This is a genomic window from Terrisphaera buseokensis (assembly GCF_047521145.2).
Taxonomy (GTDB): Bacteria; Verrucomicrobiota; Verrucomicrobiia; order Opitutales; family Opitutaceae; genus ER46.
On sequence record NZ_CM134186.1, the window covers coordinates 3346431 to 3372607 of the forward strand.

Consider the following 26177-nt stretch of genomic DNA (forward strand, 5'->3'; position numbering starts at 1 on the left):
GGTGTTTACTTAGAAAACTCTATCTCGCGCAGGAGTAGAGGTTAGTAACTTGGACGGTAGGGCAGGTCTACCGATTGCTATAGGTCGGGTCTATGCAGCCTGAGACCCTTGTCGCGCCCGCGGAGGAACTTCGCGGTCTCTCCTCACCGCCAGTTACGAATGGGTTGGACGAGAAGGGCCGGCTCGACGCCGCGCTGACCGCGGTGCGTGAAGCGTTCGACGCCAGCACGGCGGGCACCAACGTGATTGCGCAGCCTGGATTTCGGATGACGCTCCGCACCCTAGCGCGCGAAATTGTCCGCCAGACCCGGCCGCACCGCAATGATGCGTGGGTGGCCGAAACGCTTGGTATCGTGAAAGCGGTTACGGCGGTGGGCGGCTACGATTTGCCGGCGAGCGGAACGGATCTCGTTGAAGCCAGCGGGAACATGGGACGCGGGTGGGCGGGGGTGATCGCGGCGATGCTGCAGGCGCCTTCGTGGGAGTTGATGACGGCGCCCGCGCTCGATGCGGTGCCGAACTGGCTTTGGAGCGACTATGCGGCGTGGCTGTTCAGCCTGCCGCCGCAATACGCGGCGTTCGATGCCGGCTTGCTCGCTCCGGTGCGGCTGAAGCGCCTGCAGGATCTGGAACGCTGGGTGAGGCGCAATCCGGGCGCGGCTTCGGTGCGCGCCGCCGTTGATGCCTTCCTGGAGGCTGATCGCGTGCCGTTTCACGCGGCTCCCGACGTGATCGTCCGCCAGCAGGCCGAAGTGCGCGGCAAAATTCTCGCCCATCTGCATCTGCGCAAAGCCGTCGAGACGGAGCCGGCACCAGTCGCGCGGCACGGCCGCCGGCTGCGCGTGGCGTTCGTGGCCCGTGACTTTGCTCCGGGGCCGGACTTGTTTGAAACGCTGCCGGGTTTCGAGCAGCTCGACGCAAAGTCGTTTGAGGTCTTCCTGTTTCCGCTCGCCGCCTCGGACTCGCCCGAGTCGGGCTACTGCACGCGGCGCACGCGCGGGCTGCAGGTGCTCCCCGAGGGTACCCAAGCCCGCGTGGAGTTGCTGCGCAGCGCCCGGCTCGACGCCCTGGTGTTCGTCGGCGACCTGAGTCACAATTTCAACGCCCTGAGCGAGATTGCCCTCCATCGGATCGCGCCCTTGCAGGTCGTGACCAGCCGTTCCGGCGCAACGACCGGGCTGCCGGAAATCGACCTGGTTGTATCCGGCGTGGAGTTACCGGCGGCCGCCTTCTCCGAGCGCATTGGCGTGCGACGCGGTCCGGCGCATTGTTTTTCCTTCGGTCGCAACGGTGCCGCGGCGCTTGGGTCGACGACGACGCGCGAGGAACTGGGGATGCCGGCGCAGGGACCGCTGTTCGCTGCAGTCGTCGATGGCGCGGGCGTGACGGCGACCACGCTGCGTCTCTGGACGTCCGTGCTGGCGCAGTCGGCGGACGCGCACCTCGCGATTGCGTTTGCCCATGACGGCGACCCTTCACTTGTTGCCCGTTTCTGTCAGGCGACGGAACGCGCGCTCGGTGAGCAGAACCTCAAGCGGAATCGCGTCACCGTGTTTCCGACGTCGGCGCAGCGGCCCCATGAGCTCCGCGCGCTGATCGGTATTTGTGATGCCGTCGTGGATGCGCAGGCCCCCGGTCTCTCAGGCTGGACCGTGGCCGAGGCGCTGCTGGCGTCTGTGCCCGTCGTGACGTCATCCGACGCCCGCTTGGGCGCGCCGGCCGCCTTCCTGCAATCCCTGGGCCTCGGTGAACTGGTGGCGGCCGACGTGCCTGCGACCGGGCCGCTGCTCGTCGCGCTCGCGCGGGAAGGCGAACAGCGCAACGGCCTGCGGACGCGCATCGCCGCGGCACTGGAGACACCGCCGGACTTTTTGGACGCGCTCGCGGCTAGTGACGCCTTCGGCGCATTGCTCGAAGCGGCGTTCGACGAAGTCTCGTCCCTGGGGCGCGCGGAATTCCGCCGCCAGACGGATCCCATTCGTTGCTTCGGCGTCGACAGCGCGACCGAGACAATCGACGCCGGCCTGGCGGCTTATGCCACCGGCGACCTCGAGACCGCGGCGTTGGAGGGCAATCTGGGCCTCCGGTCCGAGCCGCGCAATCAGCGGGCACGCTTTCTTGTCGGACAGGTGCTTTATGCGCAGGGCAGCCACTCGCGCGCCGTCGACTATCTCCTGGCCGCGGTGCAACAGTCCGATGCTACGCCGGAGATGTGGTACGCGCTCGCGCTCGCACTCCGGGAAAACCGCCAGGTGGCCGAGGCCATCCAGGTCCTGGAAACGTGCCTGCGCCTCGACTGCCGCAACGTGGAGGTCCTGCTGACCCTGCTGGAACTGGCCGAGCGCGTGGGTGCCACGGAGATTGCCCGCGAGGTGCTCCAGTGCCTGCAGGAAGTGGCGCCGGAGGATCCCCGCGTGCTCGCAATGAGCTGAGGTATCCAACTTTCCCCTTCGATGCGCATCCTGTTCTCCACCTGTTCGCCGGCGAGCTACATGGCGCCGCCGCGGCTCGCCCTCGAACAAATCAACTGTGGACCGGACTGGCTCGATGCGGACATCGGCGGATACGTGACGACGTTGAACACGCCGTCCGGGGCCTTCGATTTGGCGGCGGTGGCGGCACGGCTGCCGGCCGATCAACAGCCGGACGCCGTCGTGTGTCTCGTCGATGCCTCCTGGCGATCGATTCCGCGCAACCTGAAGGCATTTCGCTGCCCGAAGGTGCTGCTCGTCGCGGATACGCACCATCTGAACATGCCGATCACCGGCATGATCCAGTATGCGCGGCAGGAAGCCTTTGACCGCATCGTCTTCCTTTACGATCGGCATCACGCGGAATTTTTCCAGATCGCCGGGCTCAAGCAGCTGTACTGGTTTCCGGGTCTCACCTTTCCGCACGACGACCGGGCGGTCGCCGCGGCGCGCTCGACCGCTGCGCCGGAGTCGCGCATCGCCTTCGTCGGCCAGACAGGCATCTGCCATCCCCGCCGCATTCAGATGCTGTCGCAACTGCACGGCCACCAGCTGCCGCTGAGCGTCAAGTCGGTCTCGCAGCGCGAAGGTCTCTCCTTCTACGGCTCGTCGCTGATCGGCTTCAACAGCTCGCTCAACGGCGATCTCAACCTGCGCGTGTTTGAGATCCTCGCCAGCGGTGCGATGTTGCTGACCGACGAATTGGCGCCGGCCTCGGGCCTGACGGATGTCTGGCAACCGGGCCGCGATTTGGTGACGTACGGCACGCCGGCCGAATTGCTCGAACGAGCGCGCCACGCCATCAACCACTCGGCCGAGACCCGCGCCATCGGCGCCGCCGGTGCGCGCTGGTTTGACCAACACTTTTCGGAGGAGGCCCGGCGGACGGCTTTTGCGCAGCTGGTGCTGGAGGGCAGGGGACCGGCGCTCTTTCCGCTGCCGGAACCGAAGGTCGTATCAGCACCGGCCGTACTGCCGGCGGTGGAGCATCGCCTGACGCTGGGTTACGAATACGTCCAGGAACTCCACCGTAACCTTGACCGCGTGATCATCGCGCTGGACGAGACGGTGCCGGAACAGTTTGCCCGCATGTGCGCGACGCTGCCGCGCGTGGAGCTTCGCCGCGGTCTGCCGGCGGCCGGAACGCGGGTGAGCTTCCTCGCGGTCGGACGGAAGAATTTCAACTCCCCGGCGCTCGCTGCGGCGGTGAATGTGTGGTCGTGGGAGGATGCGGAAAGCGAACGCGTAAACCTCGTGCGCCGGTGTTCGAGCATGGGGCTCGCCCTGGTCAACCCCGCGATGCTGGTGTTCAGCCGCCAGGCGGCCAACACCCACAAGAACGAAGGTGCCGTTGCGCTCGTGCGGCTCGAGCAGGGCGGCTACGACGATGCGCTGCTGATGGCCCAGCGAGAACTCGAGAAGAATCCCCGTTCGGTCGAAGCCCTCCTCGTCATGCTCGAGCTCGCGCTCGAGAAGGGCAGCCAGACCGTGGCCGAGTCCGCACTTTCCAAACTGCGCACCATCGCGCCGCACCATCCGCGGTTGCGTCAACTTTCCTCCCAGCCCGGCGGCTCGAACCGCAACAAGCGTCCGCAACGTCTGCTTCGCGTCGCGCGCTCGCTACTCGAACAACAGAAGTGGGGCGATGCCGGCACGGTCGCGCAGGAGGCGGCGACCTACGACGCGCAGTCGGCGGAGGCGCAGTTCATTCTCGGCAGTGTCGCGGTGCACGGTTCCGAATGGGAACGCGCCATCGCGCTCCTTGGTCGCGCCACCTTCCTCGCACCGGATCGGGTGGAGTACTGGCGGGAGCTGGCTCAGGCGCTGCGCGGGCACGGTCGGACGGCCGATGCGCTCTCGGCGCTGCTGCACGTGGCGGCGATGGATGCCGACAGCGTGGAAGCCCACTTGCGTCTCGCGGAGGGCGCGCTCGAGGCCGGCCATGGTGCGATTGCAATCGAGGCGCTCGAAACCGCTGGGGGACTTCAGCCCGGACATCCGTTGGTGGCACGCTGGATGCCGCGGGCGACACAGCTGGTGGCCGAGTGCAACTACGGCGAGCCGCGCGACCTGCTGCTCTCGCATGTCGAGGTCACGCGGCTGCAGGGCACCGGCGTGCTGATCGAACGCTTCTTCCCGGACGCCCGCTCCTTCGTGACGGTCCGCTCGCGCACGCTCTACAAGGGCGAGGTCAACTTCGGCGGCGTGCATTTCTCGCTCGATCTGCCCGGGCTTACCGAGTGCGGACGCACGGCCATCCTGAAGCGGCTGCTGGGGGCGTACACCTTCCGGCGGATTCTCAGCGTGCCGTTCTTTGCGTCCGACTTCATGCACGCCGTCGCGGCGCACACGATCACCGGCGCACCACTCTGCTGCTACGTGATGGACGATCAGGTCCTGCATTCGCGCGAGGTGCCGGCCGAGCTTGCCCAGCGGGTGTTCGCCGCGGCGGACGTCCGCCTGGCGATTTCGCCGGAAATGATCGCCGAATACTCGGCCTGGTTCCGGTGCTCCTTCGGCCTGCTGCCGCCGGTCGTCACAACCCGCGCCAACGAAGTGCCGAACGACTGGACGCCGGTGCGCGGCACCGTCCGCCACTGCGTGATGGTCGGCAACATCTGGTCGGCGAAACAATTTGATCAGCTGCGCACCTTCAGCCGCGCGGCCGGCTTGAAGATTGACTGGTTCGGCAACGCCAAGGTCGCGTGGCTGCCGCAGGATCGTCAGGCCCTCGAGGCCGACGGAATCTTCTGCCAGGGCTTCCTCCCGGAGGATCGGCTCGCGCAGCGCCTGGCCAATTATCCCTTCGTGCTCCTGCCGAGCGGCACGCTCGACGGCACCGAGGACAACGAATGGCTGACGCGCCTCAGCCTGCCGTCGCGAATGGTGTTCATCCTGACCAAGACGCTCACGCCGATGCTCGTCCTGGGCAGCGCGAAGACCGCCGCGGCGCGCTTCGTCAACCAGTTTGGCCTCGGCGTCTCGTCCAACTACGACGCCTCCGAAGCCCAGGCCAAAATCGAGGAAATCACCGCACCGACACAACGGACGCGTCTGCTCGCCAACGCGCGCCGCGTGGCACCGTGCTTCCTCATGCCGGCTTGCGGCGAGTGGATCTGGCAGTCGCTTGCCGCTAAGCGGGCGCTGCCGACGCCGTTCGACACGCTGTATCTGGACTCCGGTGACGCCACGACCGCCGCGAACGAAACCACGCCGGCCTCCGGTTCGACCGATGCTGACGCCGGAACCGCCGTTGCGCTGGTCGAATCCACCGGCGGCGTTGCGTTCGATCAAAACCTCCAGGCGTTGGTCGGCCAGCTGTCCGACCACGCGCTGCACGACTCCTTTCTCGCCGCGGACGAACCGCGGCAGCGCCTCGACGTCCGCGGTGTTGTGCGGTTTCTCCACGACGCCCTGTGTCCGCTCGGTCCCGTGACCGTGCGCCTGCTCGCCATCGAGCGCCTCTCCCGGCTGGTGAAGAACCACCGTGGCACCCTGGTCGTGTGGGCCGAGTTGCTGGAGGAGGCGGGCGACAAGGCCGAAGCGGCGGCGAAAGCCCGGCAGGCGCTCTCGTTGTACTACGATGACGTTTACACGCAGACGCTGTTTGTCCGCTGCGTCGGCGACGAAAATTTCCATGCGGATGCAAAGGATCGGTTCTGTCCGCATCCGTTCGAGAACTTTGAAATCTACAAGGACGGTTCGGTCTTCCCGTGCAACTGCACGCAGGTGCCGTTCCCGATCGGCAACGCCCACACCCAGACCGCCGAGGAAATCTGGCAGTCGCCGCAGGCGAAGGCCGTGCGGGCGTCGATTCTCGACGGCTCGTTCCGCTTCTGCAGTCCGATGACCTGCTGGCAGCGGTTCAACCTGCCGAAGAAGTCGGAGCAGCCGGAACGCTGGGCGCAACTCCAGGCGATCGGTGTCGACGGCGTGCAACCGCCGAAGCACCTCAACCTGTCCTACGATCTCTCCTGCAATCTTTCGTGTCCCTCGTGCCGCAACGCCCAGATCATGGCGACGCACGAGGAGCGCCAGAAGCTCGAGCGTGTCCGCGATCGCATCGTGCTGCCGCTGCTGGAGAACAAGACCGCCGAGACCGTGTACATCACCGGTTCCGGCGACGCCTTTGGCAGCCCGCACTTCCGCAGCGTGCTGAAGCAGCTCTGCGATCCCAAATTTGCGCATGTCGACATCACGCTTGGCACGAACGGCCAGCTGATCACGCCACGTCTCTGGGAGGAATTCCAGCCGCTGCACGCGCGCTTCCGCGACATCACCATCTCAATCGACGGTGCGACCCCGGATACGTACGAGAAGCTGCGTCGCGGCTCCACGTGGGAAAAATTACTGCGCACGATGGGAATCCTCGAGCAGGCGCGCCGCACCGGTGTGATCCGCCGGATCATGGTCAACATGGTCGTGCAGCAGGAGAACTTCCTGGACATGCGGCGCATGGTCGAGCTCTGCAAGGGCTGGGCCGTCGACGGCATTCGGTTTTACCGCATCCGCCAGTGGGGCAACGTTGTTCCCGGTGCGTTCATGACGAGCGACATCGCGAATCCGCTGCATCCGCGCCACCCGGAGCTGATGGCGCTCCTCGCCGATCCCGTTTTCACCGATCCCATCGTCGATCACTACGACATGTACGCCCTGATTCTGCAGGCGCAGTCCGCGCTGCGCGAAACCGCCGTCGCGGCCGAACCTGTTTTGACCCCATGATCATTGCCGAACGCACCTCAACTGAAGACGCCGTGGCGTTGCAGGATTACTTTGAACAGCTCGCGCGCCAGTCGATCGCGTTTCTGGACAGCCTGCCGATCGAACTGACGCCGCAACCGCTCGCCTACGCGCTTGAGTCGCTGGCTCCGGCCGTGGAGAGCATGCGGACGAGTGGCCTCCAGCAGTTGCGCGCGATCGCGCGTCCGGACCCGGTCAACCTTGAGGTGCTGAGTTCGGGGGTGGGATTGAACACCGTGGGCATGCTGACCGATCGGTTCACGATTCTCCTGATCAAGGAATGGAGCCTGCGGCACAAGGGCACGCCGAACCCCGCCAAGGCCGACGCCCTCTTTGCGACGCAGACCCGCGACATCATCGCGGCGCTGGCCCTGGCCCAGCCGGGCAGCTCGAGCTTGAATTCCAAAATCACATCGCTGCGCTCGTCCGCCAGCGCGACGGACTGGTCCGAAGCGTTCTGGGGCCTGCTCACGACCAACCTGCTCATGTGGGAGTCGCAGGAGATGCTGTATATCCGGGATATCAGTACGGCGCCTTACGAGGAATTGCGCGCGTACATCGCGTGGTTCTCGAAATCGAACATCCAGCGCAACGACTACATTGAGCTCAGCGAAAAACGCTACTGGCAGACGAGCGGAGGCTGCGCGTGAAAGTGCTGATCACCGGCTCGACCGGCATGATTGGCGGCGCGTTTGTGCCTGCGTGTCGTGAGCGCGGCTGGGACGTCGTGGGCTTGAGCCGGTCGACGTCGGCCGGACGTCTGCGGCTCAACTACGATCATCGCATCGTGTCGTCCGACATCATGGACGCCGAGGCGTTGGTGCGGATTTTCCAGCGCGAGGCGCCCGACGTCGTGATTCACATGGCCGCGCAGGCGTTCAATGGCAGCTCGTGGGATTTGGAGTCCTACACGCACCAGGCGAACGTCCTCGGCACCCGCAACGTCCTGAACGCCGTGCGCCACGGCTGCCCGCAGTCGAAGGTTCTGCTCGCGTGCAGCAGCGCGGAATACGGCGACGTGCAACCGGAAGACTGTCCGTTAATCGAGGCCCGGCCGCTGCGTCCCATTACGCCGTACGGCGTAAGCAAGGTGGCGACCGAGTGTCTTGGGTATCAGTATTTCAAGAACTATGGCATGGCGGTGTATCTGCCGCGGTTGTTCATTCACGTCGGCACCGGGCATCCGCCGGCGACCGCGATCCAGAATTTTGCGCGGCAGGTGGCGTTGATTGCCAAAGGCCGGAGCGAGCCCGTCATGCGGGTCGGCCGGCTGGATACAGCGCGCGACTTCATCGACGTGCGCGACGGCGTCGCCGGCATGATGCGACTGCTCGAGCAGGGCCGGCCGGGCGATCCCATCAACATCTGTACCGGCGAAGCCGTGACGATTCGCCTGGTCCTCGAGACCCTGCTGGAATTGGGCGGCGTGCGCGCGGATATCATCGAGGAGTCGTCGCTGCTGCGGCCCTCAGACGAACCCCTGTTGCTCGGCGACAACCGCAAGCTCTGCGCGCTCGGCTGGACTCGGCGTTATCCCATCCGGGAAACCCTGGCCGGCGTGCTCAACGATTGGATGAAACGCGTCGATTGACCCACCATGCATAAACCCTGTCACGTTGTCTTCACGACGATCTTCGTTCCGACGGTGCTCGATGAGTTGCGGCTGAACGCCGAACGCTTCGGTCACCTCGATCAGGTCAAGGTGTGGGTGGTCGGCGATCGCAAGACGCCGCCGGAAGCGCGGCTGCTCAGCGCGGAGGCCACGCGCAAGGGCCTGGAGACCGTCTATCTTGGCATCGAGGATCAGGATGCCTGGGGCGCGCAGTTTCCTGATTTCTATCGCTGCATTCCGTACAACAACGAAACGCGCCGCAATCTCGGTTACCTCCGCGCGCTCGAAGACGGCTGCGAGACGCTCATCTGCATCGACGACGACAATTTTCCGACGGCGGACGACTTCATTGGCGGACACCTGCACACCGGCAATGCGGTGATCGAGCCGCTGATTCACGAGGCGGCAGGCTATCACAATGTGTGCGAGTACCTGCAGATCGTGCCGTCGCGGCCGCTGTTTCCCCGCGGTTTTCCATTTCGTCTGCGCGGCGCGAGCAACGCGCCGCAAACCGCGGTGCGACTGGCGGGTGCGCGCGTGGGCGTCACGGCCGGGCTGTGGTTGAAGGAGCCGGACATCGACGCCACCGCTTGGCTCAACGGCAAGGTTGAGAGCGTGGGCTACACCGGGCCTCAGCACTTCGCGCTCGATCAGGAGACGTGGAGCCCGATCAACACGCAGAACACCTCGGTCGTGCGCGACCTCATCCCGGGCTTTCTGTGCGTGCCGATGGGCCACGAGGTTCCGGGTGGAAAAATCCAGCGCTACGGCGACATCTGGGGCGGCTACTTCCTGCAGGCGGTCATGCGCGGCACGCCGTATCACGTGTCGTTCGGGCGTCCGCTCGTCGAGCACCGCCGCAATCCGCACAATTATGTCGACGACCTTCGCTTCGAATACTGGGGCATGATCCTGACGGACTGGATGACTGATTTGCTGCGCAATGAATTCCGGCCGACGTCGCCGGTGGTGACGGACAAGGTGGTCGAGCTCGCGGAGTTTCTGCGCGAGTCCGCCTGCGACAAGCTGCCGGCGTGGTGCCCAACCGAGGTGAGGCGTTTCCTGACGTCGACGGCGGAGAGTCTCGGTGCATGGGCGTCCGTCTGCCGGACGGTGAGCGGCGGCGCGCAGTTCACGCGTTCGCATGCGCCGATCGGCGGGACCGCTCCGACTCGTCCGGCCGTCGTTGTGCCACATCGCCCCGGACTTGCCGCCTGAGGCAGAATTTTCACCCACACCTCTTTCGTACTGTCATGGAAGTTCCTCCCGGAGTCTGTCTGCTCGTGGCCGATTGGGGCATCGGCGATCACTATTTGGTCGGTGCGCTCGCCGACGCCGTGCGCCGTCAATATGGCGTCAAGGTTTGGCTCGGCGGCCGCGCCAACCTCGCGTTTGTCGGCGATCTTTATCCGGCGATCGAACGCTACGTCGAATGGCCCAAGGAACGCGACGCGCAGGAGAAAAGCGCCTGGACGGTCGAGAGCGGAAAGATTTTCTACGCCCACTTCCCCAAGCTCGAGCTGATGCGGGCGGTGGGCTACAATGGTTTTCACTTCATCGACGCCTACCGGTGTCGCCTCGGCCTGCCCGTATCCGCCAATCCGACACGGCCGCGCCAGCCGCTGCCGGCGGAGCTGGCGTCGGCGGGCGACTTCCTGCGGCAGCACGACTGCATCCCGGGCGGAACCGTGGTGCTGAGCGTCGAGGCGCGGACGACTCCGACGGACGGCGTGACGCCGGCGTTCTGGACCGCGCTGGGCCGTGAACTCGAGGCCGTCGGGCTGAAGGCGATTGTGAATGCCGGGCCCACGACGGTCGTGCCGGAAGGATTGAAGGGCGCGAACATTCCGTTGTCGCTTTTTCGCGCCGTGGTGCAGAGCGCCGGTTACTTTTGCAGCGTGCGCAGCGGGCTTTCGGATCTCGCTTGCGATTTGCGCTGCCCTCAGGTGGTGGTCTATCCCAATGTGCGCTACTGGGGAGGAACGCTGCTGGAGGGGACGACGTTCAGTCGTTTCGGTCTTACGAAGGCACCGCACGAAGTCGTGCTCCGGCCCGAGTACACCGGCGCGGACGTGGCGGCGATTGCGGCTTACTTCGCGGCGCGCATGCCCAAGCTCGCGATGGCCGCAGGGCGCTAGGGGCAGCTCATGAGTGGCGCGGAAACTCCCGGGCGCCGGGTGCGCGTCTGTTATTTCAACTCCTGGGCCGACGGGCTCGAGGACGCGCAGGCTTACCTCGCGCGCATCGGTGACCAGGATTTGCGGCCGCGGGTGTCGAATCCCGCCGATGCCGAACTGCTGCGCAAGGCGCGGCTCGATTGCGACTGGTATGCGGAAAATGCGCGCTGCTTCGCGCTGATGCAGCATCCGGACCTGGCGTTTCTGCCCGCTTGGGTATCCGGACGGCTTGGACTCGTGGACCTGGTGAAGGCGCCGCGCGAGCCGGGCGAGGAGCGCTGGCTGATCACGATCGCGCACCAGCCGCAGTCGCTGGGTGCGATTGCCGGCAAGACCTTTGACCTGCTGCGGCGCGGCGGTGTGCGCCACCTGTTCTATGCGTTCGACGAGGCCAGCCGGGCCATGCCGTGCTTTGGCGATATTGCGCCGAGTCTCGACGTGCTGATTCACGACGAACATCCGCTGGCCGAGACCGGCCGCGGACGCCTGCGGCCCGACTGTCTCACGATTCACCGGAGCTGGGTGGCGAATCTGGTGCCGGGCGCGGCGCCGTTCAATGCGACGCCCGAGGCGAAGATTTATTTTCTTGGTTCGCAGATGGGGCTGACGCCGCACCGGCAGCGGCAGCTCGAGTTCCTGCGGCGGAAATTCAAGGACCGGCTGGTGGCCAGTCACGATCACAGCACCCCCGTGCGCAGCCGCCTGGACTTGAACCGCTATCAGGTGGGCCTGGCGCCGGAAGGGCGCATGTTCACCACGCCGGCGATGCAGGCCACGCATACCGATCGGCCATTCTGGTCCGGGTGTCTGGGGCTGGTGCCGGTGAGCGAGAATTCGAGGACCGGCGGACGGCTCGAGGAGCTGCATCGCGCGGGCTTGATTGTGCGGTATGCGCACGGCGATCTGCCGGCGCTCGCCACAGCCTGCGAACGCGCCCTGGCGTTGCCGGAGGCGGAACGCCGGCGGATCTACGATCATTTCAATCGTCACGAAACCGTGGGTACGGTCGTGGCGGCGGCGATCGCGGCAGCGCGCCGCTAGCGCGCGGAGAAACGGGTGGGGTGGAGCGTTCGCTCCCGGGGCGGGCGCTCCTTCAGAGCTCGCGCTCAGAATTTGAAATTTGAGATCTGAGATCTGAAATCCCCGGAATTTGCGCGTGCCGCAACGTCCGTAGCTTTCACACCGTCTGGCACGCGCGTGACCAATTTGGTGATAGAGGGTGGGCTGGGCGGCCACCTTCGACCCCATAAAAGGCAAAGGCCCCGGGGGGGACCGGGGCCTTTTGCATTCCAATGTTCATCCTACCATCTGTGACGTGACGTTAACTTTCGCACGGCCCGCTCGCTTGTCCTGGCCGCCGTTTTGCAACGGCGGCCAGGAGTGGGCGAATCAGGACGATCCCTGGACTTAGGAGATCAACCGCAGCGCACTCTGGGCGCTCTGGTTGGCCTGCGAGAGCATCGCGGTGCCGGACTGCACGAGGATATTCCAGCGAGCGAGCTGGGTCGATTCCTCCGCAACGTCCACATCTGTGATGCGACTGGTGGCCGCTTCCAAGTTGGCCTTGTTAACCGTGAGCAGCTCCGCAGCGAAGCCAAGGTGACTCTGTTCAGCGCCGTTTTGCGCGCGGAACGTAGCCACATTTTCAATCGCCGTGGTGATGTCGCTTAGCGTAACAGCGGCCAGCGACGTGGCTCCGGTGCCGGTGAGGGCGCCGACACCTGACGTGCTGTTCGTAAAGTCCCGTCCCTGAACGGTGACTGAGGTGCCGCCATCTTCCGTAACGCTGACCGTGAGGTCGGCGCTGCCGAAGAGAGCGACGCTGTTGAACGTTTCGCCGTTGATGTCCGTGAGCTGCGTCTGGAGTTCGGTGAACTCCGAGTCGTAGTTCGCGAGATCGCTGGGGCTCTTGGTCGGGTCATTGTACAGGGTCTTCAGCTCGCTCATGCGATCGAGGACCTTTGACGCCACCTTCAACGCACCGTCTTGTGTCTGGAGAAACGAGACGGAGTTGCCAATGTTGGAGGCGGTTGCACCCTGACGGCGAGCAGCGGCGGACAATTTCGTAGCAACCGCGAGACCGCCGGCATCATCCGACGGGTTCACGATCTTGGAACCGCTCGAGAGCCGGTTGAGGCTCCGTTGCAGCATATTGTTCGACACTGCGAGGTTGTTGGAAGCAACCGTCGCCGAGTAGTTTGTATTAATCACGACTGCCATGATGGTATCTTTCCTTGATGAGTGCGACGTTCCGTGGTCGCCACGTATCCGGGTTGTCGGCGCCGGATAACGCCGTCTGCAGCAAATGCCGCAAAAGTGGTTCTCCCGGCCGTTGGGCGGCGCGAGAGCAAGAGGTGTGAATCAAGGAAGAACCTCATTACCTGATGAACTTTCAACGAACGTCTGACCGGCCGCGGTCCGTGACCGCAGTGGTGTTTCAACGGTCCCCGGGGCCCCCTGGCCCGCGACCGGTTAAATTCTTTTCCGGGATTCCCGGCGGCAGGCGAGTGTGCCTGCCCCCCGGGGTGCCGGAGCTGCCGCGTTAACTGAGCAGCTTGAGCGCAATCGAGGCGCTCTGGTTGGCTTGCGACAGCATCGCGGTGCCCGATTGCACCAGGATGTTGAAGCGCGCCAGCTGCGTGGACTCGGCGGCCACATCGACGTCCGTGATTCGGCTGGAGGCCGACTCGAGGTTCGCCTTGTTGACCGTCAGCAATTCGAGGGCGAAGCCGAAGCGCGATTGTTCGGCGCCGTTTTCGGCACGATACGTCGCGACATTCTGAATCGCGCTGGTGATGTCGGATAGGGCGAGCGCGCTGAGCGAGGTGACGCTCGAGTCGGTCAGGGCACCAATGCCGGAGGTGACGTCGCTGAGCAGCCGGGATTTGATGTCGACCCCGATGTTGCCACCTTCGGTCACATTGACCGAAAGAGCATTGCTGCCGAAAAGATCGACGCTGTTGAACTGCTCGGTCGTGAGGTCCGTCAGCTGAGACTGGAGTTCGGTGAACTCCGAGTCGTAATTGGACCGGTCGCTCGCGCTCTTGGTCGGGTCCGTATAAAGGGTCTTCAGCTCGCCCATGCGGTCCAGGACTTTGCCTGCGACCTTGAGCACGCCATCCTGCGTCTGCAGGAACGAAATGGCATTGCCGATATTGGTGGCCACGGCGCCTTGGCGGCGCGCAGCGGCAGACAACTTCATCGAGACGGCAAGGCCGCCGGCGTCGTCTGCAGGGGATACAATCTTCGAGCCGCTCGAGAGCCGGTTAAGGCTCTTCTGCAACATATCGTTGGAGGCGGCGAGGTTGTTCGCGGCGACGGTCGCAGCGAAGTTCGTGTTGATTACTACTGACATGGTGATCTTCCTTGATCCTTAAATGTGGCGTCCGTGCCACAGTCGTATTCGGGGGGACGGCTCCGAATCGCGCCGGTCGGGGCACTTGCCTCGACGGGTAAGATATCGGAACGGCTTGAGAAAACCTTTACGGAAAAGCAGGAGCTTTTTTTCGGAACGGCCGCGGATTTTTCTAAACCAGATCGCATTTAAGCCGACCGCGCGCGTGCCGATATATTAGTCCGGGCCGTTTGTGCCCAATCAACCCTTACAACGTATGGCAACCGGACTCCAAGTCGCAGGACTCGCCTCCAACTTCGATTGGAAAAGCTTCGTCGATCAAATCATGACGCTCGAGCGGGCGCCTGCGGATCGGCTTGAGGCGGAGAAGGCGGTCAACAACCAGAAGGCCAATCTGCTGGGGTCGCTGACCACCAAGCTTTCCGCGCTGCAGGATGCCATCGAGGCCCTCAAGGCCGGTTCGCTTTTCGGTAAACGCAGCGCCTCTTCGACCGCCGCCACGAATGCCTGGAGCGCGATCGCCGCCGTGAACACCGCCGTCTCGAGCTACAAGCTGGCGGTCACCCAGCTGGCGACGAGTGCCGAGCTCAAGGGCGCCACCAATGTCGGCAGCGCGCTCAATCCCGTGAGCAACGACGTCTCGGGTCTTACCGTCGCGAATCTTCCGCTCAGCCAGCCCGTCACCGCCGGCGATTTCAGCATCAACGGCAAGAAGGTGACCGTGGCGCTGACGGATTCCCTTCAGGACGTCTTCACGAACATCGCGACGGCCACGGGCGGGGACGTCACGGGCAGCTACGATCGCACGACGGACCGCATCACGCTGACGAGCACGAGCGGAAGCGTCATGCTCGGGGCGGCCAACGACACGAGCAATTTTCTGCGGTCGATGAAACTGGGCAACAACGGGGGCGGGACTGTGACGAGCTCGGCCTCCCTCGGCTCGGTGAAGCCGGGCGCTACGATCGCCACGGCCAATCTCGCGACGCCGATCACGGCGGTGGACGGCTCGGGCAACGGCACGTTCACGATCAACGGCGTTTCGATCACGTACAACGTGAACACGGACACGGTCAATTCGGTGATGACCAAAATCAACGAATCGACCGCGGGCGTGACCGCCAGTTACGACGGCCTGAACGACCGCATGGTGCTGTCGAACAAGAGCACGGGCGACCTGGGCATTTCGGTTTCGGAAGCGGCGGGCGGGCTCCTCGGCTCGCTGGGGCTCTCCGGCGGAACGGCCTTCACGCGCGGCAAGAATGCCGAATTCACCTTGAACGGCGGCGCCGTGCTCACGAGCCAGAGCAACACTCTCGACAGCACGTCCCATGGCGTCGCGGGGCTCACTGTCACGGCCACCTCGATCGACACGCAGACGATCAACGTCGCCCCCGACACGAGCGCGATGCGCACGAAGATCGATGCGTTCATCAAGGACTACAATTCCATCCAGCAGTTTCTCGACGCCAACACGAAGGTCTCGACGGACTCGAAGGGCAAGGTCTCGTCCGCGGTCCTGGCGAGCAATCGTGAGATTCAGGATTGGGGCCGCTCGCTGCGCACGCTCGCGTTCGGCGCAGTCTCCGGACTGCCGGGCTCGATTGATCGCCTGAACGACCTGGGCATCGATTTCACTCCGGGCACGAGCGAGCTGCAGGTCAAGGACGAGGGCAAGCTGAGTAGCGCGCTCTCGAATTCGACCAGCGAGGTGGAGGCGTTCTTCACCACCGCGACCACCGGGTTCGCCGCCAAGCTGGACGCGTTCGTCACCAAGATCTCCGATCAGAACGTCGATCAGGTGAAACGCATCAACAGCTCGAATACGAGCATTGACGAACAGGTGGCCGCCATTGAGCGGCACCTTGCGCAGCAGCGCTCGTTGCTGGAGTCTGCCTTCATTCAAATGGAAAACGCCCAGTCGAAAATCAAACAGCAGCAAAGTGCCCTCGACGGCATGCTGGCGAAAAGCAGTTCATGAGCCGGACCCGGACGTTTTCCCTCCACCCTTTGGTCCTTGCGGCCCTGGCGTTCGGTTTCACCGGCGGCTGCGCCTCGCATCCCGCGGTCAACGACCCGGCACGGATCGGACCGTATTTCACGCCGGCGAATTTCTCGGCCGACGCCAGCCTCGGCGGCATCCGCCGCGTGGTGGTGCTGCCCATCTGGGTGGGCGAGGGGAATCGCACCGAGTCGGCCGAGGCGCTGGAGCCGGTGTTTCTCACCGCCCTGCAGCAGGAGAAGCGGTTCGAGGTCGTTACCCTGTCACGCGCCGAATGCCGGCGGCGCTTCAACGCCGAGGCCCTGTCGTCCGCCACCGCGCTGCCGCATGATTTGTTCTCCTCGCTGCAGCGAGAATTCGCGGCCGATGCGGTGCTGTTTGTCGATATCACGACCTATAATCCCTACAAACCGATCACACTCGGGCTCCGCGGGAAACTGGCGGCCATCGACGGCTCCCGCCTGATCTGGTCCTTCGATAACGTCTATTCCGCCGATGGCCCCGCGGCGGTGAACGCCGCACGGCGGCACTTTCTCGATCGCGAGGGTGGGGTGCCGGCTGATCTGACCCGCACCGTCCTGCAATCGCCCACGCGGTTTGCCGAGTATGCGGCCGCTTCCATGTTTGGCACGCTGCCGCCGGTCGTCGCGCCGGCGGGTGCGATTGCCAAATAAATTACAATTCGCGCGAAAGCGCTAAAGATTGCGGCCATCACGGTCGATAATCGGAAGCAACATCAACGGCGTTCCCTGCAACTGACCCCAGCGGCTGACCGTTCCATCACGACATAGCCAATGATTACTTCCACTACATCCACCGACCGTACTTCGCGCCCGGAAATGCCCCAGGTGGGCGGCAAACCCGTTTCTCGCCAAGCCGACTCGCGTCAGGATCAGGTTTCGACCGAGCGCGCGGAATTCCTGCGCGCCGAACTGAGCCGTCAACCGGAAATCCGCCCCGAAGTCGTCGCTCGCGCCCGCGAGCTGGCGACGGATCCGAATTATCCGCCGATGGAAGTAATCACGAAAGTGGCGGAGCAGATTTTGAGCTCTCCCGATCTGAGCGAAGACGAATCCTGAGCGCACGACCATGGTCGCCTCTGGATATGCCCGGACGTACCGCTCGAACGCGGTCCTCACGGCCAGCCCGGGACAGCTTGTCCTGATGCTTTATGATGGTGCCTTGAAAGCCATCGCGATCGCCCGAGAGGGGTTTGAGACCTCCGCCGACGATCCCCGCCGCATTGCGGTCATCAATCAACAGCTGATGAAGGCGCAGGCCATTCTCAGCGAACTCCAGGGCGGCTTGAACATGGAGGCCGGCGGCGAGTTCGCCCGCACCATGCACCGCCTCTACGACTATCACAACCGGCGTCTCCTCGAGGCCAACCTGCGCAAGCAGGTCGAGCCTGTCATCGAGGTCGAACGGCTGCTCCGTGAGCTGCGCGACGCCTGGGCCCAGATGCTGACCCAGCAGGACAATACCGTCACGGAGGGTTTGCGGGGAGTGGCTTGAAATGGAAACCGAAGCCCAACGCTGCAATCGAATCGTGACCGCCCTCGAGGACCTCGCGGGGCAGGAAGCGACGGCGTTGGCCAATCGCGATTTCGCCACGGTGCTCGCGTTGCAGGAACGGACGCAGCCGCTGGTTGATTTTGTCGTTTCCAGTGGAGCGGTGGTGGCGAAGGCCTCCGGTCTGCGGGTGCGCATCGCCGCGCTGCGGGACCGGCGGGATCGCACGAGCAGCGCGCTTTCGGCTCAGCTCGAGCAAACGCGCGCGGATTTGGCTCAGCTGCAGGTGAAACAGCGCCGCGTCGCCCGGATCATGCCCGCGTACGGGCAGCCCGCGGAAGCAACGCGGCACTTCCAGGCGATTGGATAAAAGGCGTCCGAGCCCGCTGCGGCGGTTCGGCTGCAGGGGCGTGCGTTGTGCGCCCCCGGCCTTCGCTCCAAAGTGCAATCGAAGGTCTGCGCCAAGGCGCGCCTCACGCACGGGTGTTTGCGGCCCAGGCCGCACTGTCGAGCGCACTCGCCGCCCCAATCCATGCGGTCGCGCCGAAATCGCGGAGCGGCACCGATCAGCCCGTCGCCTGCGCGAGCGGCTGCATCCCGGCGGCATCAGACTCCGCGGCCGACACCAGCGAGTGCGCCGGCGGACCTTCCATCCAGGCCGAAGCGATGCGGGAGGCCTCGAGTTTCCAATTCACCGTCGGCGTCGAATACACGGAAATGATCGGCAGCGCGTCGCTGCCTTTCCAATTGAGGCTCGCCTTGAGACACAGGGAGCCATCCGCCAGCGAGAACGACTGGACGAAAATCGTCCCGCCCGTGGAGGAAAGCGGCACGCCGGGCCGGGCGTTGAGCGTCAGGCGCGCCAGGCCGTGATGGAAATTAACCATCCGGTTCGTTTCCCAGGCTCCGCCCTCGACGACCGGGGACTCGGCAATGAGAGCGCGCTCGATGTCGGAAATGAAGGAAAGTAAACGCATCCGGATCGATCCAATCGGGCCCCGCGGGAAATACTTTAAGAAATTTCTCAAGCAGCCGGACCACGTGACGAAACCCCCTGCATGAGCGTTTTCCCCTCCGTAGTGTTCCCCTCGGCTCAATTTGACTCCCCCCTTACGTTTGGCGCCGTGCACAGCAGGCCGGCCCTGGTCCTCTTGATCGAGGACGACGAGTGCGTGGCGGACATCATCGAGCGCACGCTGATCCGCGCGGGCAAGGCGGTGTTGCGGGCCCGCGACGGCGCGGAAGGTGCGCAGTTGTTCGCTGCGTACAAAGACGACGTCGGCCTCGTCATGATTGACTGCGGACTACCGGATATCAGTGGCGCGGCGCTCTTCTCCGTGCTGCGGCGCCACATGGCGGATTTGCCGATCATCCTCGCGAGCGGCTGGGATCACGAAAGCGCCCGGATGCTGGCTGAGGAGGGCCCGTCGGCGTTTCTGCCGAAGCCATTTTCGGCGAAGCAAATCGAGCTCCTCGTGGAGGAGTTGCTGGCGACAGCGGCCTAGCCCGGGTTATGTGGCCGGAGCAGTAACATTTGTTTGAACTGCGCCGGGCGGAGGCTTTGATGAGCGTTCCTTCTTCCGCGTTCCTCCCTTCACCGCCGCATCGCTCATGTCTTTTGAGAAAATCCTAATCGTCGAAGACGATTTGGTCATTCGCAATCTACTGCAGAGCATTTTCATGCGCCACAAGCTGCCGGTGAGCCTGGCCGATAATCTCGCGCAGGCGCAGGCGCATCTCGCGCGGGAACCATTCGACCTGATGATGCTCGACCTTCGTTTGCCGGACGGCGACGGGCTCAAGTTTCTCGAACAGGTCAGTACGCTGCCGGAACGCCCGCTGGTGGTGATGGTCACCGGCTTCGGTTCAGTCGAATCCGCGGTCGCCTGCATGCGGGCCGGTGCGTTCGATTACGTGCTGAAACCGTTTTCACCGTCGCAGATCGATGTCATCCTGCGGAAGGCGCAAACGTACCGTCAGCTCGTCAAGGTCAACAGCCTGCTGAGCGACGATCCCGAGGACGATGACGCACTGCTGGTCGGCCGGAGTCCGGCGATGACGCGGCTGCGGCAGTTGATTGATCGCGTGGCTCCCACCGACGCCACGGTTCTCATCACCGGTGAGAGCGGCACCGGCAAGGAGATGATCTCGCGTGAATTCTACCGGCGCAGCCCGCGACGCGGCCAGCCGTTCATCAAGGTCAACTGTGCCGCGGTTTCGCAGACCCTGATCGAGAGTGAATTTTTCGGCCATGAGCGCGGCGCATTCACCGGCGCGACCGAACGCCGCGAAGGTCGCTTCGAACTGGCGAACAACGGCACGCTGCTCCTCGACGAGGTCAGCGAAATCCCGCCCAGCCTGCAGGCCAAGTTGCTGCGCGTGCTGCAGGAGCGCGAGTTCGAGCGGGTGGGGGGCAGTCGCACGATCAAGGTCAACGTCCGCATCATCGCGACGTCCAATCGTGACCTGATGAGCAACGTGCAGAAGGGCGAGTTCCGGCAGGATTTGTACTACCGGCTGAACGTGTTTCCCGTCCACGTGCCGTCGCTGCGCGAACGCGTGGAGGACATTCCGCTCCTGGCCGATCACTTCCTGCGGCGATTCACGCGCAAGCACGGGATCAAGGTCAGCGGCTTCTCCGATTCCGCCCGCGCCGCGCTCCTTGCGTATCGCTGGCCAGGCAATGTCCGCGAACTCCAGAACACCGTCGAACGGGCCGTGATTCTGTCGGAGTCGGGTCGGCCCGTGACGGCCGCCGCGCTGGGATTGCCCGGTGACATGTCGGCCACCGACGTGCAAACGACCTCCACCTGGGAGTCGTCCGAACCGGATCTTGCGTCCGCGCTGGCCCCGGCCGCCCCGGCCGCCGAACCCGTGTCGGGCGACAATACCTCCTTGACGGACGGCAGCGGCCACGTGCTCCGGCTCGATGCGCTCGAGAAGAACGCGATCCGCGCGGCGCTGCGGCAGACCTCCGGCAACCGGACCCAGGCTGCAGCCGCACTCGGCATCAGTATTCGCACCCTGCGCAACAAGCTGCAGGAGTACCGCGACGCCGGCGACCCGATTGACGCGGGTGCCGACACCGGCGACGCCTGAGTTCGCCGCCCGGCCTTAAGGTGCGCACCTCGCGTGCGCGTTGAACCGGGTTTCGGGACAATTTTGCAGGCGCGTGTGCGCTAGCCTCCCCCGAGGCAGAATTGTGCGGCATCGCGGTTAATCGGTGGGCGAAAGGGCCGATAAACAGGCGGTCCCCGACCACATCGAATTCATGCCTGCTGCCGTCCACATTTCCGAACCGATTGTACGCGAGTACATCGGCCGGGCCGTGCGGGATGTGTTCACCACCATGATCGAGTGCAAGCCGGTCCTGACGCCCCATGGCGCGCGTGCCGGTGAGCTGGCGGCGGCGGTGGTGCACCAGGACGACCCACAGGTGGTCGGCACCGTCGGCTTTGTCGGCGAGTGCAGCGGCCTGATTTATCTGCACTTTCCGCTCCCGTTTGCCCGGCTGTGCACCGGCCATCTGCTGGGATTGTCCGACGCGGAACTCGCCGCGGTCGGCGACGAGGCCATCAACGATGCGATCGGCGAGCTCACCAACATGACGGTTGGCGCATTCAAAACGGGCCTCTGCGACGCGGGCCACCCGTGCACCCTGACCATTCCCTCGATTCTGCGTGGCAGTAATTTCACGGTCGAAATGATCAGTTCGGCGGTGCGCCATGTTTACCATTTCGAATGCTCCGGACACCGCGTGACCGCGGACATCCTGATGCGTTCGGACGATTGAGCCGCGGGGCCGAAGCCAACACCATCATGCGCTACAAGGTTCTCACCGTGGACGACTCGAAGACCGTCCGCGTCATCGTGAAGAAGGCGTTCAAGCCTTTTGACGTCGAGGTGCTGGAAGCGAGCAACGGCCTCGAGGGCCTGGCCATCGCGGCGCGCGAAACGCCCGACCTGATCCTGCTCGATATCACCATGCCGGTGATGGATGGCGTCGAGATGCTGATCAAGCTGAAGGCCGATCCGGCGCTGAAGGCCACGCCCGTGATCATGCTCACCGCCGAGGGCGGCCGCGATCACGTCGTGAAGATCGCCAAGATTGGCGTGCGCGACTACATGGTTAAACCGTTCCGCGAGGAAATCCTCGTCGAGAAGGCGAGCCGGATCATTGATTTGAAACCGGCCGGCGAAAGCCCGACCAAGGCGCGATCGCTCTACGATCCCGCGGATATCGTCATCGTGGAGGACAAGCCTGCCATCGTGCAGCAAATCCAGGACGGCCTGAAACACATGCCGTGGCGGGTGAAGGGCATCAGCACGCCGGCCGAGGCGATCGATCACATCGCCAAGTCGCCGCCCGACCTGATCGTCGCCAGTCTTTCGCTGGCGGAGGAAGGTGCGTTCTCGCTGTTCCGGACCATTCGCGCAAGTATCCGAACGAAGTATACGCCCATCTTTGCGCTCGTCGTGAAGACCGAGACCGCACAACAGCAGCAGGCCCAGACGCTGGGGTTCACCGCGATCATCACGAAGCCGATCGATCTCGGTGACTTCGAGGCGAAGATCGCCAAGGCGCTGAATCTCGACACGTCGAAACGCTACTATTCGGTCGACGGCGAGATGCTGGTGATGCGCCTGCCCGAGTCGTGCACGGCGCCGGTCATCACCGAAGCGGGAACCTACCTGAAGCCGAAATTTTCCGAGGCGGTCGACGCGGGCCTGAACAAGCTCGTGATCGACGTCCAGCCGCTCAAGGCGCTTAACATGAGTGTCATCAAGCTGCTGCTGCAGGCGATGCAGACCTCGCGCGACCTCGGCATGCAGTTCGCGCTGGTGGGCAACGCTCAGATCGTCGCCGAGTGCAAGGGCATCGAGGACACGCGCACCTGGAAGTTTTTCGAGTCGATGGACGAGGCCAAGGCCAACCTCGGCAAATCCGGTCCGTCGACGACCGCGGCGCCGCAATTGGCCGGCGTGTAGATCAATCCTTTGTCAGGGGTGTGAAGGCTGGAACCGGCGGGCGGTGCGATGTGGTCGCACCGCCCGCTTTCGTTTGGGCCGGGATCGGCCAAAGCGCTCCGCTTATGACACGCGCAACTCTCTCGTTGACGCGCGTCCCGGCCGCCGTGAACTTTCATGCAACATTCCCGGTGCCTTGTCGTCCAAACGTGGCGCCCCTCACGCATGAAACATCTCCGCTTTGCCCTCTTCGCCGCCGTGTCCACCCTTGGACTCGCCCATGCCCAGGACGAAGAGCGCCGCGCTCCCCCGGTGGAGATTCCGGATTTCAGCAATCTGGACGAATACATCTACGAGCCCAAGAGCACGGTGCGCTTTGGCTTTCGCTACATCAGCGGCGCCAAGACCAGTTTTTCGGGCCAGGGTCGCATTCTGTCCCCTGAGAATCCCGGTGAGCGCACGGGCGCCAATCTGCAGCGCGTCTATCATGATGGCAGCGTGCAGCCGGACTCCCGGACCGTGGCCCGCCTCGACAGCAGCGGCAACCCGATCATCGACCCGCAGTCGAACAGCGCGGTCTTTGATGCGATCGCCCCGGACGGCCGGACGAACAGCTGGAACTACACCGATGCCAGCCAGCTGTCGCAGCTCGGCTTCGTCGCCTTTCACACCTATTCGGCGGAGATCATCGACACCGACGTCCGGCGGAAAGAAACGGCGTCGAGCGCCGGCATGGACATCACAGTGGCCCGCGACATGGGGAAGTTGTGGGGCCGGTTGCCTTGGACGCTGACCACGGGCCTGTCCATCAACGACATTTCCGCCAACACCACGGATCGCGTCCGGGCCACGCTCACGACGCTCACCGACTTCTACAATCTCTACGGTCGCGTGCCGCCGGATGCGCCTTATTCCTCGCCGAGCTCGGCCACAACCACGGTGGTCGACGCCAGCGGTAACCCGGTCCTGAACGACGACGGTTCGACGAAGACGTCCACAACCGACACTTCGGTCCTCATCGGTAATGAGCCCGCCGGCCGCACCATCGACAGCATCACCGGGAATTCCAACGTCGACAACCGTTGGAAGGTAAAAGGCGCCTACTACACGATGCGCGCCGGTCCGACGGTGTGGGTCCCGATTACGACGCGACTGCGCGCCAGCCTCAGCGTGGGCGCGGCGATTGTGTATTCCGGCACAAACTACACTGTGACCCAGACGTTCGCACCGGAACTGGGTGCCGAGATTTCCGACACCGCTTCGAGCGCCGCTTACAAGCTGCTCCCAGGTTATTATGCGGATGCAACGGTGCAATTCGACCTGACGGAACGCGCGGGTTTCTACGCCGGCGCGGTATTCCAGTCGGCCGGCAGCTACACCCAGACGGTGAACACCGACACCGCGAATTACTCGACCAAGATCGACCTCGCCAATCAGAACGGTGTGCGCGCTGGACTTTCGATTCGGTTCTAAGTCGATAAGCGCTTGTCTCACCCCAAGGCCGTGCGATTTCCGCCCGGCCTTTTTTGCGCCCGCTGGCAGGGAGCAGGCCTCCCTCCGGGCTGCCTGCGGTCGTCCCGTTCGCGAGTCGCGGAATCAGCCCGCCTGCTCGCCCTTCAGATCGCGCAGCACCTCATCCAAACTCCGCAGTCGCTCACTCGGGAAGAAGGAGTTTATGCGGGTGATCACTTGCTGAATGATCCCATCCGGACAGCTCGCGCCACCCGTGATCAGCACCCGCCGCGGCCGCGTTTCGTCCAGTTTCAGCGCTCGGCGCTCGTGGTGGCCGTGGCTGCCGCCGACATACACATAGTGATCGACGGCGTCGCGCGCCGTGATGTTGGCCTCCGACTGGATGAAGAACGCCTTGTCGCCCAGCGTTTGTTCGCAGAGGCGGAAGAGTTGGTACGTGTTCGACGAGTTCCTGCCGCCGATGACGAACGCCGCGTCGAGCGGCTCGGCGAGCGCCCGGCTCAACGCATCCTGGTTCACCTGCGTGGCGTAGCACAGGGTGTCGCGCCGGCTGCTGCCGCCCACGCGTTGCGGGTCATTGAACTTGCGCCGGTAGACCTCGCGCAGGTGTTCGATAATCGCGAGGGTTTCGTTCATCAGCAGCGTTGTCTGATTGACGACGGCGATGCGCTCGAGGTGCTGCGCCACATCGAAGCCAGGCGTGTAGCGGCCGGCAAACAGGGTGTGAAACCGGGCGCGCACCGCCGGATCGTCGCTGGCGATGATCCCGCCCAGTTGCTCCGCCTCCTCGAGATTGCGCACAATGACGGCGTGGGCGTAACGCCGCGTGTTGGAGAAGGTCGCCTTGGTTTCCTCGTGCTCGTGCTTGCCGTGGATCACGACGGTGTAGCCTTCGCGACCATACGAACGGGCCGCCTTCCAGACTTTCTCCACCAGCATGCAGGTGGCGTCGTAGTGGAAGACCGCGATGCCTTTGCGGACCAGCTGGCGCTTGTCCTCATCCGTGGCGCCGAACGCCGGGATGATCACGATGTCTTCCGGCGTGAGCGTGTCCCACAGCAGCTGTTCGCTCGCGGCGCCGGTGGACGCCCGGCCGTCAACGGTGTACGGCGTGCCCTTGTCGGTCTGCAGATACCGCAGGCCGCGGCGCAACAGATCTTCGTTCACAAACGGATTGTGGATCAACTCTGACAGCATGAACACGCGGCGCCCGGGGTTTTCCGCGAGGGTTTCGTAGGCGCGCTCGATCGCGTTCTTCACGCCGAGGCAGAAACCAAAGTGACTCGGAATCACGTAGCTCACCGCGCCGAAATCCAGCGTCACGGGCGCGGCCGCGGTGCGCTCATGCGTGCGGGCCAGCGCCTTGATGGCGGTGCATAGCTGCGACTGATACAGCGTGCCGGCGGCGGCGTCCTGCGCGTAAATCGCGGCATTCCGTTCCTGCGCCGGGCGGAATTTGTAGATGAAGTCGTTCTCGCCGAGGTGAAGATACGGGATCTCCACGAGGTAAGGCTCGAGCTCGCGCACGATGACCGCGAGCGACGGGGCCAGCATCGCCGGCGTGGCAGCGAGGGCATCCAGAGAGTGGAATTTGATCTCGGAGTCTTTCGGCTCGCCGGCCACTTGAACAAAACACACGCGGTAGCTCCGGGCACCGGCCGCACAGGAAAAATATTCCGCGGGTGGAGTGTGCGTGCCGAACGCCGACTCCAGTCGCGCCGTGGCCATCGCCAGATCGCTGCCGGTGAAGGCGAGGCCGATCTGCGAACCGAGCCGGCGAACCGCGAGGCGGTTGCTGGCGTCGAACGCCAGCACAGCCACCAGTGCAGGGGGAGCGGATACAACCGAAGACATGTTCAGCCAACGT

The 26177-nt window shown here is 64.3% G+C and carries 21 protein-coding genes; 17 read left to right on the plus strand and 4 right to left on the minus strand.

The window, feature by feature from the left end; translation table 11 throughout:
- Window positions 1-92: 92 nt before the first annotated feature.
- From ACLJEU_RS12505 to ACLJEU_RS12535, 7 genes are read left to right on the plus strand one after another with little or no spacing between them, the layout of a single operon-like run.
- Window positions 93-2432 (plus strand): tetratricopeptide repeat protein, encoded by a 2340-nt coding sequence (locus tag ACLJEU_RS12505; protein ID WP_414663077.1) that lies wholly within the window; start codon window positions 93-95, stop codon window positions 2430-2432.
- A 21-nt stretch (window positions 2433-2453) separates the two neighbouring features.
- On the plus strand, window positions 2454-7193 hold the full coding sequence (locus tag ACLJEU_RS12510) for a glycosyltransferase family protein (protein WP_414663078.1): 4740 nt from the start codon (window positions 2454-2456) through the stop codon (window positions 7191-7193).
- Window positions 7190-7861, plus strand: coding sequence for a hypothetical protein (locus ACLJEU_RS12515; protein WP_414663079.1), 672 nt, complete (start codon window positions 7190-7192; stop codon window positions 7859-7861). Before ACLJEU_RS12510 ends, ACLJEU_RS12515 begins: the two co-directional genes overlap by 4 nt.
- Window positions 7858-8802 (plus strand): GDP-mannose 4,6-dehydratase, encoded by a 945-nt coding sequence (locus tag ACLJEU_RS12520; protein ID WP_414663080.1) that lies wholly within the window; start codon window positions 7858-7860, stop codon window positions 8800-8802. Before ACLJEU_RS12515 ends, ACLJEU_RS12520 begins: the two co-directional genes overlap by 4 nt.
- Window positions 8803-8808: 6 nt before the next feature.
- On the plus strand, window positions 8809-10041 hold the full coding sequence (locus tag ACLJEU_RS12525; RefSeq protein WP_414663081.1) for a hypothetical protein: 1233 nt from the start codon (window positions 8809-8811) through the stop codon (window positions 10039-10041).
- A gap of 35 nt (window positions 10042-10076) precedes the next feature.
- Window positions 10077-10961: a hypothetical protein gene (locus ACLJEU_RS12530; protein WP_414663082.1), complete on the plus strand. Its 885-nt coding sequence runs from the start codon at window positions 10077-10079 to the stop codon at window positions 10959-10961.
- Between the two features lie 9 nt (window positions 10962-10970).
- Window positions 10971-12041 carry a hypothetical protein gene (locus ACLJEU_RS12535; RefSeq protein ID WP_414663083.1) on the plus strand — a complete coding sequence of 357 codons (1071 nt, stop codon included), beginning with the start codon at window positions 10971-10973 and terminating at the stop codon, window positions 12039-12041.
- Between the two features lie 366 nt (window positions 12042-12407).
- On the opposite strand, the gene ACLJEU_RS12540 is transcribed toward ACLJEU_RS12535, so the two are convergent.
- Together ACLJEU_RS12540 and ACLJEU_RS12545 are read right to left on the minus strand one after the other, a co-directional pair.
- Window positions 12408-13220 carry a flagellin gene (locus tag ACLJEU_RS12540; RefSeq protein ID WP_414663084.1) on the minus strand — a complete coding sequence of 271 codons (813 nt, stop codon included), beginning with the start codon at window positions 13218-13220 and terminating at the stop codon, window positions 12408-12410.
- A gap of 322 nt (window positions 13221-13542) precedes the next feature.
- Window positions 13543-14355, minus strand: coding sequence for a flagellin (locus ACLJEU_RS12545; protein ID WP_414663085.1), 813 nt, complete (start codon window positions 14353-14355; stop codon window positions 13543-13545).
- Window positions 14356-14611: 256 nt separating this feature from the next.
- On the opposite strand from ACLJEU_RS12545, the gene fliD reads away from it, so the two are divergent.
- The 5 genes from fliD (at window position 14612) to ACLJEU_RS12570 (ending at window position 18239) form a co-directional block, all read left to right on the plus strand.
- Window positions 14612-16336, plus strand: a complete 1725-nt coding sequence (gene fliD, locus ACLJEU_RS12550) for a flagellar filament capping protein FliD (RefSeq protein ID WP_414663086.1) — start codon at window positions 14612-14614, stop codon at window positions 16334-16336.
- Window positions 16337-16365: 29 nt separating this feature from the next.
- On the plus strand, window positions 16366-17031 hold the full coding sequence (locus ACLJEU_RS12555) for a hypothetical protein (protein WP_414663087.1): 666 nt from the start codon (window positions 16366-16368) through the stop codon (window positions 17029-17031).
- Between the two features lie 174 nt (window positions 17032-17205).
- A complete protein-coding gene (locus ACLJEU_RS12560; RefSeq protein WP_414663088.1) occupies window positions 17206-17436 on the plus strand; it encodes a hypothetical protein in 231 nt (76 codons plus the stop codon).
- A 10-nt stretch (window positions 17437-17446) separates the two neighbouring features.
- Window positions 17447-17872 (plus strand): flagellar export chaperone FliS, encoded by a 426-nt coding sequence (gene fliS, locus ACLJEU_RS12565; RefSeq protein ID WP_414663089.1) that lies wholly within the window; start codon window positions 17447-17449, stop codon window positions 17870-17872.
- 1 nt (window position 17873) lies between these two features.
- Window positions 17874-18239, plus strand: coding sequence for a hypothetical protein (locus tag ACLJEU_RS12570; protein WP_457795386.1), 366 nt, complete (start codon window positions 17874-17876; stop codon window positions 18237-18239).
- A gap of 196 nt (window positions 18240-18435) precedes the next feature.
- On the opposite strand, the gene ACLJEU_RS12575 is transcribed toward ACLJEU_RS12570, so the two are convergent.
- Window positions 18436-18846 (minus strand): hypothetical protein, encoded by a 411-nt coding sequence (locus tag ACLJEU_RS12575; protein WP_414663091.1) that lies wholly within the window; start codon window positions 18844-18846, stop codon window positions 18436-18438.
- Between the two features lie 147 nt (window positions 18847-18993).
- On the opposite strand from ACLJEU_RS12575, the gene ACLJEU_RS12580 reads away from it, so the two are divergent.
- From ACLJEU_RS12580 to ACLJEU_RS12600, 5 genes are all read left to right on the plus strand, one after another.
- Window positions 18994-19374 carry a response regulator transcription factor gene (locus tag ACLJEU_RS12580; protein ID WP_414663092.1) on the plus strand — a complete coding sequence of 127 codons (381 nt, stop codon included), beginning with the start codon at window positions 18994-18996 and terminating at the stop codon, window positions 19372-19374.
- Window positions 19375-19480: 106 nt separating this feature from the next.
- Window positions 19481-20968, plus strand: a complete 1488-nt coding sequence (locus tag ACLJEU_RS12585) for a sigma-54-dependent transcriptional regulator (protein WP_414663093.1) — start codon at window positions 19481-19483, stop codon at window positions 20966-20968.
- Between the two features lie 172 nt (window positions 20969-21140).
- On the plus strand, window positions 21141-21662 hold the full coding sequence (locus ACLJEU_RS12590) for a chemotaxis protein CheX (protein WP_414663094.1): 522 nt from the start codon (window positions 21141-21143) through the stop codon (window positions 21660-21662).
- Window positions 21663-21688: 26 nt separating this feature from the next.
- Entirely contained in the window at window positions 21689-22858 is a 1170-nt protein-coding gene (locus tag ACLJEU_RS12595) for a response regulator (RefSeq protein WP_414663095.1), read from the plus strand.
- Window positions 22859-23062: 204 nt separating this feature from the next.
- Window positions 23063-24310, plus strand: coding sequence for a hypothetical protein (locus ACLJEU_RS12600; protein WP_414663096.1), 1248 nt, complete (start codon window positions 23063-23065; stop codon window positions 24308-24310).
- A 123-nt stretch (window positions 24311-24433) separates the two neighbouring features.
- Here ACLJEU_RS12600 and ispH read toward each other — a convergent pair whose 3' ends face one another.
- Entirely contained in the window at window positions 24434-26164 is a 1731-nt protein-coding gene (ispH, locus tag ACLJEU_RS12605) for a 4-hydroxy-3-methylbut-2-enyl diphosphate reductase (RefSeq protein WP_414663097.1), read from the minus strand.
- Window positions 26165-26177 lie beyond the last annotated feature (13 nt).